Source organism: Mycobacterium hubeiense (assembly GCF_002838065.1).
In the GTDB taxonomy this organism is placed as follows: Bacteria; Actinomycetota; Actinomycetes; order Mycobacteriales; family Mycobacteriaceae; genus Mycobacterium; species Mycobacterium hubeiense.
Genome location: NZ_PIZU01000009.1, coordinates 1 through 13,347, shown reverse-complemented (window position 1 = coordinate 13,347; position 13,347 = coordinate 1). Strand labels below are relative to the sequence as shown.

At 65.1% G+C, this 13,347-nt stretch carries 10 protein-coding genes and 1 other RNA gene; 6 read left to right on the top strand and 5 right to left on the bottom strand.

All coding sequences use genetic code 11. From position 1 onward, the window contains the following. Nucleotides 1-36: 36 nt before the first annotated feature. Nucleotides 37-1,428, bottom strand: coding sequence for a WS/DGAT/MGAT family O-acyltransferase (locus CWS39_RS09275; protein ID WP_102142736.1), 1,392 nt, complete (start codon nt 1,426-1,428; stop codon nt 37-39). Between the two features lie 157 nt (nt 1,429-1,585). Here CWS39_RS09275 and panB point away from each other — a divergent pair, with 157 nt between their 5' ends. Further along, nucleotides 1,586-2,434 (top strand): 3-methyl-2-oxobutanoate hydroxymethyltransferase, encoded by an 849-nt coding sequence (gene panB / locus CWS39_RS09270; protein ID WP_102142629.1) that lies wholly within the window; start codon nt 1,586-1,588, stop codon nt 2,432-2,434. Here the strand turns inward: panB and CWS39_RS09265 are convergent. Together CWS39_RS09265 and CWS39_RS09260 are read right to left on the bottom strand one after the other, a co-directional pair. After that, entirely contained in the window at nt 2,431-3,210 is a 780-nt protein-coding gene (locus tag CWS39_RS09265; RefSeq protein ID WP_102142628.1) for an enoyl-CoA hydratase/isomerase family protein, read from the bottom strand. The two genes, panB and CWS39_RS09265, sit on opposite strands and share 4 nt — an antisense overlap. A 21-nt stretch (nt 3,211-3,231) precedes the next feature. Then, nucleotides 3,232-5,004, bottom strand: a complete 1,773-nt coding sequence (locus tag CWS39_RS09260) for a fatty acyl-AMP ligase (RefSeq protein ID WP_102142627.1) — start codon at nt 5,002-5,004, stop codon at nt 3,232-3,234. A 173-nt stretch (nt 5,005-5,177) separates the two neighbouring features. Here CWS39_RS09260 and CWS39_RS09255 point away from each other — a divergent pair, with 173 nt between their 5' ends. Beyond that, complete coding sequence (locus CWS39_RS09255; RefSeq protein ID WP_102142735.1) at nt 5,178-6,674, top strand: CYTH and CHAD domain-containing protein; 1,497 nt, start codon at nt 5,178-5,180, stop codon at nt 6,672-6,674. Nucleotides 6,675-6,753: 79 nt separating this feature from the next. Continuing rightward, nucleotides 6,754-10,263, top strand: a complete 3,510-nt coding sequence (locus tag CWS39_RS09250) for a DUF4020 domain-containing protein (RefSeq protein ID WP_102142626.1) — start codon at nt 6,754-6,756, stop codon at nt 10,261-10,263. A 217-nt stretch (nt 10,264-10,480) separates the two neighbouring features. Here the strand turns inward: CWS39_RS09250 and rnpB are convergent. Further along, nucleotides 10,481-10,874, bottom strand: an RNA gene (gene rnpB / locus CWS39_RS09245) — RNase P RNA component class A. Nucleotides 10,875-10,934: 60 nt separating this feature from the next. Between rnpB and CWS39_RS09240 the strand changes: the two genes are divergently transcribed. The 3 genes from CWS39_RS09240 to CWS39_RS09230 are packed head-to-tail and all read left to right on the top strand — an operon-like array spanning nt 10,935 to nt 12,333. Continuing rightward, entirely contained in the window at nt 10,935-11,390 is a 456-nt protein-coding gene (locus CWS39_RS09240; protein ID WP_102142625.1) for a helix-turn-helix domain-containing protein, read from the top strand. A 10-nt stretch (nt 11,391-11,400) separates the two neighbouring features. Next, complete coding sequence (locus CWS39_RS09235) at nt 11,401-11,835, top strand: VOC family protein (protein WP_102142624.1); 435 nt, start codon at nt 11,401-11,403, stop codon at nt 11,833-11,835. Next, nucleotides 11,836-12,333, top strand: coding sequence for a methyltransferase family protein (locus CWS39_RS09230; protein WP_102142623.1), 498 nt, complete (start codon nt 11,836-11,838; stop codon nt 12,331-12,333). It begins immediately after the preceding gene. Here the strand turns inward: CWS39_RS09230 and CWS39_RS09225 are convergent. Next, nucleotides 12,330-13,347, bottom strand: a 1,018-nt coding sequence (locus tag CWS39_RS09225; RefSeq protein ID WP_102142622.1) for an HNH endonuclease, incomplete at its 5' end; no start/stop codon positions are given. The genes CWS39_RS09230 and CWS39_RS09225 overlap by 4 nt on opposite strands.

Sequence of the window (13,347 nt, the reverse complement as noted above, 5' to 3'; positions counted from 1 at the left end):
ATGCTGCCATGAACTTGCGCCCAGCCTGGTGAAGGCCTATTTCGTGGCGTCGAGCAGCTCGTCGAGCGCGGGTTCGAAGTCGTCGGCCAGATCCCACAGATCGGGCAGCAGTTCCGGGCACGACACGATGCCGACGTCGAGCTTGCCGTTCAGCGACATCACCGTGATGTTGAGCCCCGAGCCGTGGAAGATCGGCCCCAGCGGGTACATCGCCTTGACCTCGCAGCCCAGGTAGTACAGCGGCACCTGCGGGCCGGGCACATTCGAGATGACCAGGTTGTGCACCGGTTTGGCCTCGGTCAGCCGGCTGCGGGCATACAGCCGCATCGCGACACCGAACACCGCGGGCGCGGCGAACTGGGTCCAGTCCTGCAGCAGTGTCGCGCCGATCGCCGAACTGTGTTGCTTTGCAACCGAATTGGCTTCGGCGATGGCCTTGAGACGTTCAGCCGGATCGGCGATGTCGGTGCGCAGGCTGGAGAACATGCCCGACACCTGGTTGCGTCCCGGGCGATCCGATTTTTCGTGCACCGACACCGGCACCATGCCCACCAGTGACTCCTCGGGCAGTTCGCCGCGGTCCTCGAGGAACTTGCGCAGCACGCCCGACACCAGTGCCATCACCACGTCGTTGACCTTGACCCCGAAGTGGTTCTTGACCGCTTTGACATCCTCCAGATCGAGCTCGGCGAACGCGATGTTGCGATGGCCGGTGATGTTGGCGTTGAACGCGGTCTTGGGGGCCGCGAACGGTGCCGCCATGGTCAGTCCGCTGCGGGCGCGTCTGACGGTGTCGACGACCGTCGACACGGTCGCCGGCAGCATGTTGGCCAGCTTCAGCGGCCGGGTGGCGAACTGCACTGCGCCGTTCAGCGCAATCTCCAATGAGCTGGCGTCGCCGACCCCGTCGACGGGATCCGGTGGCGGCGCGTCGGGTTCGGTGCTGCACAGCTGCGACATCATGCTGGCGCCGGTAACGCCGTCCACCCCCGCGTGGTGCACCTTGGTGAACACCGCCAGTCGACCACCCTGATGGGCGTCGGTGCCTGCGATGTTCTCGATGACCCACTTCTCCCACAGCGGACGGCTGCGGTCCAGCGGCAAAGACGCGATGTGCCCGCAGATTTCGGCCAGCTCGCGACGACCGCCCGGTGCGGGCAGGCCGATGCGATGCACATGGCGGTCGACGTCAAAGTCTTTGTCGTCCACCCAGACTGGGTGATCGAGATTGAACCTGCTGTCGGCCAGCTTTTCGCGAAACTGAGGCATGGCCTTGATCCGCAAGCCCAATTCGTCACGCAGCCGGTCGAATGTGTAACCGCCGGGCATGGTTGAGGTGTCGATTTCGAGGATTGAGCACACATGCAATGGCTGCGCTGCGGTTTCGAGGTAGAGGAAACTGGCGTCGAGTCCGCTGAGCCGTTGCATGTCGCGATCGTAGGACGGCCGGCGCAAAGTGTGAGGAAATCCACTCAACGCGGCTTTCCACATCTTCTTGCGGGGTGGCAGACTGGGTGGGTCAGACGAACCCGGGGACCTGGATAGGCCACGAGGATCGACCCGACCACTCATTTGAGGGACAACGATGTCTGAGCAGACTGTTTACGGTGCTGCCAACGCTGCGCACGATACGAAACCCCGCACCAAGGTCCGTACCACCCATCTGCAGAAGTGGAAGGCCGAAGGACACAAGTGGGCGATGCTCACCGCCTACGACTACTCCACCGCCCGCGCATTCGACGATGCCGAGATTCCGGTGCTGCTGGTGGGTGACTCGGCCGCCAACGTGGTCTACGGCTACGACACCACGGTTCCGGTGACCGTCGACGAACTGATCCCGTTGGTCCGCGCCGTCGTGCGGGGCGCGCCCCACGCCCTGGTGGTGGCCGACCTGCCGTTCGGCAGCTACGAAGCCGGCCCCGCCCAAGCGCTCGAGACGGCGATCCGCTTCATGAAGGAAGCCGGCGCGCAGGCCGTCAAACTCGAAGGCGGCGAACGCGTCGCCGACCAGATCGCCGCGCTTAGCGCGGCGGGCATTCCCGTCGTAGCCCACATCGGCTTCACCCCGCAAAGCGTCAACAGCCTGGGCGGTTTCCGGGTGCAGGGCCGCGGAGATGCCGCCGAGCAGACCATCCACGACGCGATCGCGGTGCAGGAAGCCGGTGCGATCGCGGTGGTGCTGGAGATGGTGCCGGCTGAGCTGGCTACCCAGATCACCGGCAAGCTGACCATCCCGACGGTTGGCATCGGCGCGGGCCCCAACTGCGACGCCCAGGTGCTGGTATGGCAGGACATGGCCGGGCTCACCACCGGTAAGACGGCCAAGTTCGTCAAGCGATTCGCCGACATCGGTGGCGAATTGCGCAGAGCCGCAACGCAATACGCCGACGAGGTCGCCAGCGGGGTGTTCCCCGCCGATGAGCACTCGTACTAGGCGAACTTCGGTGGCCGCTTGGCCATGAACGCGTCGACGCCTTCGTGACCGTCGGCCGACTCGGCGCATTCGGCGATCAGGCGACCTTCTGCCTCCATCTGCTCCTCGATACCGCTCTGCAGCGACGTGAGCAACAGCCGCTTCACTGCTGCGTTGGATTTCCTTGGCCCGGAAGCGAATTGGCCGACAAGTTCTTCGGCGCGCTGCGCGAGCTGATCATCGGCGACCACCTCCGTCACCAAACCCCACTGGGCCGCCTCGTCCGCCGACAACATACGGTTGGTCAGCATCAGGTCCTGCGTTTTGCGAATACCGATGAGCCGCGGCAGGTAGTACGACGAGCTGCCGTCCGGGCTCAATCCCGCCTTGGTGTAGGCCATCGTGAACGACGCGGACGCCGCGGCCAGCACCAGATCGCCCGTCACCGCGAGACTGAAGCCCGCGCCGGCGGCGACGCCGTTGACCGCCGTGATCAGCACGGCATCCATCCGGGCGAACGTCGAGATCGCACGATGGAGGTCGTCTGCCACGCCCTTGATATACCGTCCGCGGCTCGGCGCCGCCGCGAACGACTTCAGATCACCCCCGGCGCAGAAGAATCGCCCCGAGGCAGTCAGCAGCACAACCTTCGTGGACTCGGTGTCGCAGCGCCGGGCGGCGTCGGCCAGTTCGCGAGTCATGGTGTCGTTCATGCCATTTGCGGCATCCGGCCGGTTCAGCGCGATCCGCGCGACGGGTCCGGCCTGGTCGAACGTTATGGTCTGGTATTGGGTCACACCGGGACTCTATCGCCCGGGCTAGATCCTGCCCGCGAGGTATTCCTCCCGGCAGGCCCGGCGGGCGAGTTTGCCACTGGTGGTACGCGGAATCGTGCCCGCCGCAACGAGTTTGATGTCGTGCACCGGCAACGTATGGCGTCTGGAGATGGCCGCGCGGATCGCCTCCTTGACCGGCTCGGGGTCGGTCCGGCCGGCACCCGGCGCGCGCTCTGCGACCACAACCAGCTTCTCACCGGCATCCGACGGCACCGAGAACGCCGCCACAAACCCCGACCGCACCGCGGGGGACGCCTCCGCAACCGTGGCTTCCAGGTCCTGCGGGTAGTGGTTACGGCCGTCGACGATGACCATGTCCTTGATCCGGCCGGTGATGTAGAGCTCCCCGTCGAGGTAGACGCCCAGATCGCCGGTGCGGAACCAGGTACCGCCCACCGGAGACCCTTCGGCGTGACTGCCCCGCTCCAGGCGCGACTGCAACTTGTTGCGGAATGCCAGCTCGGTTTCCTGCTCGCGGCCCCAGTAGCCGCGGCCGACGTTGTCGCCGTGCAGCCAGATCTCGCCGACCTGACCGTCGGGCAGCTCGGCTTCGGTTTGCGGGTCGACGATGACCGCCCACTGGCTTCGCGCCACCTGGCCGCAGGAGACCTGCGCCACCGCGTTGGGCGCGTCGGGAGCAACCTCGACCGCATGGCCGGCGCCCAGCTGCTCGCGGTCCAGATACACCGCGCTCGGGCGGGCGTCGGGCGCGATCGTCGAGACGAACAGCGTCGCCTCGGCCATCCCGTAGGACGGCTTGACGGCGGTCTCGCGCAGCCCGTACGGCGCGAACGCGGCGTGGAACTTCTCGATGGACGCCATGCTGACCGGCTCGGAGCCGTTGATCAGCCCGGCCACATTGGACAGATCCAGTGGCTGCCCCTCGGCGGGCAGGCCACGCTGGGCGGCCAGCTCGAACGCGAAGTTCGGCGCCGCGGCGAAGGTCGGCAGATCCGAGGCCCCCAGCTCGGTGATCCAGCGGTTCGGGCGGCGCACGAACGCCACCGGCGACATCAGGGTGATGTGCCCACCGCACAGCGCCGGGAACATGATCATCAGCAGACCCATGTCGTGGAACAGCGGCAACCAGCTGACGCTGCGGATGTTCCAGTCCAGGCCGACCGACAGGATCATCTGCAGCACGTTGGTGCACGCGGAGCGGTGGGTGATCTCCACACCGGCCGGGGTGCGCGTCGACCCGGACGTGTACTGCAGATAGGCGACGTCGTCAGTGTCCAGCTGCGCCGGGACGAACGTCGCACCCACCGAATCCGGCACGGCGTCGACGGCGATCATCCGCGGGCGACGGGACCGCGGCAGCTTGCGCAGGAACGCGCCGACGGACTCGGCGGCAGCGGTCGTGGTGAGCACCACCGTGGGCTGGGAGTCGCGCAGGACGGCGTCGAGCCGTTCGGTGTGGCCGGGCAGCTCCGGGGCGAACAACGGCACGGCGATATTGCCCGCCTGGATGGTGGCAAAGAATCCCACCACGTAATCGACACCCTGCGGGGTGAGGATGGCGACGCGGTCACCGGGGCGAGTCACCTGTTGCAGGCGGGCGCCCACCGCGCGCAACCGCGCCCCGAGCTGACTCCACGTCAGTTCGATCACCCGACGGTCGTGCTCGTAATCGAGATAGCGATACGACGGGGTTTCACCGAGCGCGGCGACGTTCTGGTCGAGATAGGACGTCAGCGTGACACCGGCGGGTATCGCAATGTGCCCCGAGGAATCGAGGTAGTCTTCGATCTTCATCGTGGCCAGCCCGGCAGCCGGCGACTCAGGTTCCCGACACATACAGCAACTTTAAGAGATCGTTAAAGGTTTGGTGTGCTCTGGTACCCCTGTGCCGGAAAAATCGCCGTTAATCTCGGTATGGCAGGCTGAGTTTCGCACCAGAATTCCTGCGGCTCACGACGAAGGTGAAGATGGCCACCAGTTCGCCCGAAACCTCCAAATACACCGAGGTCGAACGCAAATTCGAGGTGGTCGACGAGACCGTCTCGCCCTCGTTTGACGGATTGTCTGCGGTGGCCCGAGTCGAGCGGTCGCCGTCACAGCAACTCGATGCTGTCTATTTCGACACACCCGAGCGTGCCCTGGCCGCACACCACGTCACGTTGCGCCGTCGCACCGGAGGGGACGACGCCGGGTGGCATCTCAAACTGCCGGCCGGACCCGATGCCAGGACCGAGATCCGCGCACCGCTCGGCGACGGCGAGGAGGGCGTGCCGGAGGCTTTGCGCGACGTGGTGTTGGCCCTCGTGCGGGACCGGCCGCTGGTTCCGGTCGCGCGCATCACCAACCACCGCACCGTCGACGTGCTCTACGGCCACGACGGCGCGGCGGTCGCCGAGTTCTGCGACGACCAAGTGACCGCGGCCGCCGAACCCGACGGTGTGTCGCAGCGGTGGCGCGAGTGGGAGCTCGAGCTGCTCGACGGCACCGCCGGCGATGTGCTGGATCGACTCGCGAATCGGCTCCTCGATGCCGGCGCCGTGCCCGCCGGACACGGTTCGAAACTGGCCCGGGTGCTGGCCTCCGCCGCGGATGCGCCGGCCGAAGCCCCTGTCAGACCGAAGGATCCGGTGCACCGGGCGGTGGCCGAGCAGGTCGAACAGCTACTGGTATGGGATCGCGCGGTACGCGCCGACGCGTATGACGCGGTGCACCAGATGCGGGTGACGACGCGCAAGATCCGCAGCCTGCTGCAGTCCTCGGAGGGCGCGTTCGGAATCTCTGGAACGGCGGGGGACGCGTGGATTCTGGACGAATTGCGCCAGCTGGCCGCCGTTTTGGGGGTGGCCCGCGACGCGGAGGTGCTCGCCGAACGATACGAACGCGCGTTGGACGAGCTGCCGGCGGAGCTGATTCGCGGCCCGATCCGCGAGCGACTCGTCGAGGGCGCAAAACGCCGGTACAAGGCGGGGCTGCGGCGGTCTCTGACGGCGATGCGCTCGCAGCGCTACTTCCGGCTACTCGATGCGCTCGAGGCGCTGGCGGCCGCCGAGCCGCCGCCGACGCCGCCCGGCGAAGAGGCACCGCAGGTGAGCATCGACTCGGCGTACAAACGCGTGCGCAAGGCGGCCAAGCGGGCGGCCAGTGCCGCCGAGGAAGAGCGCGATGAGGCTCTGCACCGAATACGCAAGGGCGCCAAGCGACTTCGCTACACCGCTGCGGCGACGGGCGCCGACAAGGTGGCCGATCGCGCCAAGGTGATTCAGACCTTGTTGGGCGACCACCAGGACAGCGTCGTCAGCCGTACGCATCTGAGCCAGCAGGCCGAGACGGCGCACGCCGCCGGGGAGGACACCTTCACCTACGGGCTGCTGTATCAGCAGGAGGACGACTTGGCCCGGCGCTGTCGCGAACAGCTCGACGATGCATTGAAGAGGCTGAACAAATCGGTGCGCAAGGCCGACTAGCGAGGCGGACGAGCTGGCCTGTAAGCCGGAGATTGCCTCTCGGCATCTTCCCAGTTCGCCGGTAGGCCAGAATTGACGCATGTGGATCGGCGACATCGACGTGCCCCAGCCCGTTCTTGATGCCGCCGAAGCAGGCAAACTGGTGATCTTCGTCGGAGCAGGTGCATCTCGTTCACATCCCTCTAATCTGCCGGACTTCGCGCAACTGGTGCGGAATATCGGCGCGCTCGTCGGGCGCGAACCGACCGACGACGAGGTCCGACACCCGGATGTGTTCCTCGGCCACCTTCAGGACCGCGGGAACGACGTACACCAACTCGTCGCCAACGCGATCGACCTTGCCGGATCGCAGCCCAACACCCTTCACCTCGCAATCGCTGGGCTGGCTGCCGCGTATCCGACCCCTAAGATTGTCACGACCAACTACGACCGGCACCTGACCTCGGCAGCCATTTCCCTGTCCGCCGATCATGATGTCTACGAGGCTCCGGCTCTACCCGTCGGTGACGATTTCGAAGGGATCGTGCACCTCCACGGGTCTTTGTCGCAGCCCAGCCGCCGTCTCGTGGTTACGGACACCGATTTTGGCCGCGCTTATCTGCGCGAGGCGTGGGCTGCCCGGTTCCTGGAGCGGATGTTCTTGAGATTCACGGTCATCTTCATCGGCTACAGCCATGGCGACGTCGTGATGCAGTATCTCGCCCGCTCTCTCGGACCGAATCACAACCGATATGTACTAACTGACGATGAGCAGAACGCAGAGTGGCGCAGGTTGGGATTGACACCCATCTCATACCCTAATGAGGCTGGCGACCACTCGGCTCTGCCCGCATCACTGGAGCGATGGCGAGAACTGGCGACGATGGGGCACATCGAGCATCGCGCACGAATTGCCGACCTCGTGTCAGGGGAGCCGCCCACGATCCCCGAGGAAGTCTCCTACCTCGACGCGGCGCTCAAACACGCGGACCGGATCAGGTACTTCGCGGAGAAGGCAAGGTTCGTCGACATCGACCGTGGCCATCGGTGGTTGGCGTGGATCGAAGGCCAACCTGCATTTCCTCGCTTGTTCTCGCCCGACACAGCCAGCGAACCAGCGTCGAGGATCCTCATGTCCTGGATCGCTGATCAGTACATCCTCACCGAGGCGTACTCGGGGAGAGTTCTGAGAGCCTTCCGCGAGAAGTCATGGCCGCCAGACACCTGGTACGTCATCACCCAGACCCTCTTCGCCTTCAAGGGTGAGTTCCCGAAGTGGCTCAATCCATGGCTCCAGCTTGTCCTTCAAAACGCCCCGACCCGTCGACATGACCTGCTCGACATGATGCTTGTGGACAAGGACTGGACGAACAATTTCGATCTCGCACTCACGGTGTTCGAGGATCGGACCCGCCCCTTGCTGATACCAGCGTTTGACTTCGGTGACGCCACCGACCAACCCCGATTCGAAGTCGACCTCTGCGGCGACGAGTATTGGCTCACCGACAACTGGACCAAGATCTTCTTCCCGGTCCTCGATCAGCACTTCGCCGAACTCCTCAGTCTGGCAACGGAGCAGATTTCGCGGGTCTATCGAAGCCTTGGCGGATTGGATCCTGATAGGTCATTCGATCGAATTTCGTTCTCGCGATCAGCCATCGAGCGGCACGAGCAAGACAGCCACCGCAACCGCATCGATGTCCTGATTGACGCAGCACGCGACTCGATCGAGGCGGCTCTGTCCCATGATCTTTCCCTTGCAGTGGAATACCTAGAAGTGTGGAGATCCTCTCCCAACGCGATCCTTCGACGCCTTGCTGTGCACGGCTGGCGGGTACGAACGGACGTCGGCCCCGATGGGAAGTTGACTTGGCTGTTAGTGCAGAACCTTCTTTGGGACCTGGCGGTCCAGCACGAAGTGCTCCAGCTAATCAGGGACGCTCTCCCATCTGCGAGCGAGGACGTGGCCCGCAGCCTTGTAGACGCTGCTATCGCCGGTCCTGAGGGGGGCGCTGGCGGTGAGCAGTCCACCTATCGGGTCTACAACCTGCTCGGCTGGCTCGCACAGTCAGCACCCAAACTTCAGATGGCAGCCAAAGCATTTGAAGAAGCGCAGGCTGCACACCCCGAGTACGACCGAAGGGAACACCCAGATCTCAACCACTACAGCGTGTCTGGGTTCGTCGAGGATGCATTGCCCTTCACAGCAGCCGAGCTCCACGAGTTGATAGCCGACGAACCAACGGCCGCGCTCGCTCGGCTTCGCGAGTTCAAGGCAGAGACGCACGCACTCCAAGGACCAACCTGGACCGGCGCACTAAGATCGCTGCAAGCCTGCGTCACAGTGCATCCGGCGGACGGCTTACTCGTCGCTCAAATTCTACAAGACGATGATGGCGAGTTCAGATCGGCAGTCATCAATGGCTGGGATCGCGCGACGCTGAGCGATGCCCTTGTTGAGCAAGCTCTCGCAACCATCGCGGGATGGGATCACGAGGAGATTCGCAGGCCAGCCTCTGCCATGCTGTCTAACGGCGGAACTCCCGAACACCCCACCGCCTGGCATAAGTACGAATCAGCACGGACACTGGCATCCGCCCTATGGCCCACGACGCCTACGGAGGGCTCGATCGTCGGTGGGGCTGACCTTGTGATGGAAGCGATCAACCACCCAGCAGGTGACCTGGCCGAGTTCTGGACAAAGGTCGTTCAGTGGGAGTGGTCGCAAGCTGAGGCGACTTGGGATGGCCTCCCGGGGGAAATCGCCAAAGAGCTCAACCATCTGATCTCCGCCAACGACCGTAACGGACTGCTGGCCCGAACTTTCCTTTCCTCGCAATTGCACTTCTTCTTCAGCGCGGACCGCGACTGGTGTGAAGCCCGGCTTCTTCCCCTCTTCGACTGGACAAGCGAGGAGCAGGCAGCGGCAGCATGGCAGGGCTTTCTCACATGGGGGCGCGCGAACGACGGGCTGCTCGAGGCCGGTCTACTCGAGCACTACCTGACCGCGACGACGCATACCGCTGCGTTTCCGGAGAACCTCCGTCGCCAGCTCGCGATGCACTTGACGTCGATCGCGATGTTCGCCTCCGTGGACCCGGCAACGTGGTTGGCACGCTTCGTACTCGCCGCGCCAGAAGACCTTCGAGTCTCGTGGGCACAACAAGTCGAGCACGCGCTGACACAGCTTCAAGCCGGTGAGGCAACGAGTCAATGGAATCGATGGATCCGCGCATACTGGTCGGGTCGCAATCAGTCCGTGCCGCAACCATTCACTCCGGCCGAAGCCTCCGCCACGGCCGGCTGGGTCGTCGGCCTGCCAGGAGTCCGAAGTGAGGCAATCGACCTTGTCCTGGCATCCGCGGCAGGCATCGAGCAGCACGGAGGGTTTCTTCATCGGTTGATGGACCTCGACATTGCTGCCGAGGCCGAGGACTGGGCTCGCCTACTGACCCACCTGCTCAAGAACACTAGTGGGCAGCAATGGGGCATCGGGCACTACCTCCGAGAGCTGATGCCTCGCCTCCGTGAAGGCGATCCCCCGCCCGACCTCACCGAGTTGGTGAACGAAGCCATGCGGCTCGGCGCGACAAACGCTGCCGATTGGTAGAAGGTCGGTACACCACACCGGGCCGTCAGAGTTGTCAGCAGGCTAGAACACCTGCTCAATCTTTAAGGGGTGCATGATGCCACAGGTCTTCGACGCCTGCCCGTACAGAGCGTTTCTTAGGCGGTGCGCTCATACCCGGATCGTACGATCTACTGCGTAGCCCCTGCGTAGCGACGGTCGTTCGAAACGAAGATATTGGCTGGTGAACATGGCAAGGCGGACGAGCTGGCCTGTAAGCCGGATTCTGTTCCTCGCCTCCATGTCTGGCGACGAAGCGGCGACCATCCATCTGGACACACCGTCACCGGGTGCCTCAAGCGGCCTACCCGCAGGCTCGGGCGAGCAACCCTCGGACGCCTGCGCGGCCGCACCAGGTGCGGCCTTCTTGGCCTTGCTTCGGGTGGGGTTTGCCTAGCCATCCCGGTCACCCGGGATGCTGGTGCGCTCTTACCGCACCGTTTCACCCTTACCACCGCGAAGGTGGCGGTCTGTTTTCTGTGGCACTTTCCCGCGAGTCACCTCGGGTTGCCGTTAACAACCACCCTGCTCTGTGAAGTCCGGACTTTCCTCGAATCGCCTTGTGGGCGATCCGCGGCCGCCCGGCCAACTCGTCCGCAATACCAACGTACTGCGTCAGGTGCCAGTTTCGCGAGCAGTCCATACTTGAAGCCATGGCGCAGGTTCCTCCCGCGCGCTACCTCATGCGGGCCAAAGACCTGGCCGACGCGCGCTACGCGGAGCCCATCACCGTCGACGACCTGGCCGCGGCGGCGGGGCTGTCGCGGGCGCACTTCAGCCGGATGTTCACCCGCACGTTCGGCGAGTCGCCGCGGGCGTATCTGCAGACCCGGCGACTGGAGCGGGCGGCGGCGCTGTTGCGGCAGACGGATCGTTCGGTGGCAGAGATCTGTGCGATGGTCGGGTTGACCAGTGTCGGCTCCTTCACCACGAGCTTCGCCCGGGTGTACGGCAAGCCGCCGGCCGCGTACCGTGCCAGCATGCCGCCGGCAGCCATGTACGCGCGGGTGCCCAGTTGCATTCTCAAACGCGACACCCGGCCGCCTGCCGATAGCCGGGTTCCCAAGACAGCACACCGGGAGAAGACGGGCCGACGACCGGCGTCGTAGCGTCGTGCCCATGAGAATCGCAAGCGCCCAGATATGGGTTCACGACCAGGATGTCGCACTGAAATTCTGGACCGAGAAGGTCGGAATGGAAGTGCGCCAAGATGTTTCGCTTCCCGATGACAACACGCCGTTCCGGTGGCTGACGGTCGGCCCGCCCGGACAGAACGACGTCTCGCTGGTGTTGATGGCCGTGCCGGGCCCGCCCATCATGGATGAAACCACCCGACGGCAAGTACTCGATCTCACCGCGAAGGGCTTCGCCGGCACGGTGTTCCTCACGACCGACGATTGCCAGCGCTCCTTCGAGGAGCTCAGGGCTCGCGGGGTGGAGTTCACCGAAGAGCCGCACCAGATGCCGTACGGCATTGACTCCGGCTTCCGCGACCCGTCGGGCAATAGCGTGCGATTGACCCAGCTGGCGGAGATCCCAGCCAATACTGGCTAGGTGCGAACACCCGCCGCCGCAATCAGTTCCGCCGCGTTCTTCGTCGTCGCGCCGGGCACCTTCGTCGGCCTCGGCCCCTGGCTGATCACTCATTGGCAGGTGCCCGGGTCCACGCCGTGGTGGCGGATCGTGGTGGGCGCCGTGCTGATCGTCGTGGGGCTCGTGCCGCCGGTGCATGCGTTCGTCGAGTTCGTCAAAGCCGGCGGCACGCCGATGCCCATCGCGCCCACACAGCGGCTGGTGGTCACCGGGTTCAACCGCTACATCCGCAACCCCATGTATTTCGGTCTGCTGATCGCGATCCTGGGGCAGGCACTGCTCTTCGGCAGCTGGTGGCTCGTGCTCTACGCCGCGATCGGATGGATCATCACAGCATCATTCGTCCGCTGGTACGAAGAACCGACGCTCGTGCGGACGTACGGCGAGCAGTACGAGGAGTACCGCCGCAATGTCGGGGCCTGGATCCCACGCCTGACGCCGTGGATGCCGGTCGCTTAGGCGGCGTGGAGTTCGGTGAGGGCGATGCCGATTTTGAGTTCGACTTCGCTGATGGTGATCAGTGGCGCGCCGGGCAGCGGCGGCGCGGTCGAGCGGTAGGTCGCCCCGGTCGGGGTGACGAATTGCGCGGTGTGGGCGCCGTTGTCATCGGTGCCCGCGCGGACTCGCCAGCCCGGTGCTTCCTTGACGTAGTTGCAGCGCTCGCACTCCCCGAGCCCATTGGCCGCGCTGGTCGGCCCACCCCGACTCCGCGGCTGGGCATGATCACGATGCCGAATCGGCGCATCACAATACGGTGTGCGACAGGTCTGATCCCGCAACCCGATAAACCTCGCCAAGCCTTTCGGGAACAACCGCGACCGCGACTCCATCGCCACCAACGCCCCCGAGGTTGGATGGGCATACAACCGCCGCAACGTGGCCCGCGAACCCTCATCGGCCACCGCGCCGCCCACCAGGCGCCGCGCCACCTCGGCGGGGATCGGGCCATACCCGTCCACGATCGCCGCGCTGTTATCCCCACCCAGCAGCGTCTGATCGGTCACCACCAGATTCACCGCCACCGGCTCGGGCGTCCCGGCGGGGCGCCCGGTGACCCGCTGCACCAGGGTGTCGGCCATCACCTGACCCCGCGACCGCTCATCGAACGTGGTGTCGGCGGCGCGTTTGAGCGCCGCATACACCCCCACCCCCTGCGCCACCGGCAACAACGCACTCACCCACACCATCGCATCGGGGGCCGGCCGGATACCCACCCGCCGATCCGCCTCGGCCTTGGCGGCGCGATCCACCACCGCCTGGGTATCGAGCCGACAGGCGATCTCCTTGGCCGCCGCGGCAATGCGCTTATCCCCCTTACCCTCCAGATTGGCCAGATCCGCACACATCTCGGCATCCAAGGCCCGCCGATCGGCCACACTCAAACACGCCGACTCCCGCACAATCAGCGTGGCCCGCCACTCCGAGAGCGCCCCATGTTGCGCGTCGCTCTCGATGACGATGTCGGCGTCATTG

Excerpts from the sequence above, each read along its gene's own strand:
- panB (WP_102142629.1), top strand. The coding sequence starts at position 1,586 with ATGTCTGAGCAGACTGTTTACGGTGCTGCCAACGCTGCGCACGATACG.
- CWS39_RS09275 (WP_102142736.1), bottom strand. The coding sequence starts at position 1,428 with ATGCAACGGCTCAGCGGACTCGACGCCAGTTTCCTCTACCTCGAAACC.
- CWS39_RS09260 (WP_102142627.1), bottom strand. The coding sequence starts at position 5,004 with ATGAAGATCGAAGACTACCTCGATTCCTCGGGGCACATTGCGATACCC.
- CWS39_RS09255 (WP_102142735.1), top strand. The coding sequence starts at position 5,178 with ATGGCCACCAGTTCGCCCGAAACCTCCAAATACACCGAGGTCGAACGC.
- CWS39_RS09250 (WP_102142626.1), top strand. The coding sequence starts at position 6,754 with ATGTGGATCGGCGACATCGACGTGCCCCAGCCCGTTCTTGATGCCGCC.
- CWS39_RS09235 (WP_102142624.1), top strand. The coding sequence starts at position 11,401 with ATGAGAATCGCAAGCGCCCAGATATGGGTTCACGACCAGGATGTCGCA.
- CWS39_RS09240 (WP_102142625.1), top strand. The coding sequence starts at position 10,935 with ATGGCGCAGGTTCCTCCCGCGCGCTACCTCATGCGGGCCAAAGACCTG.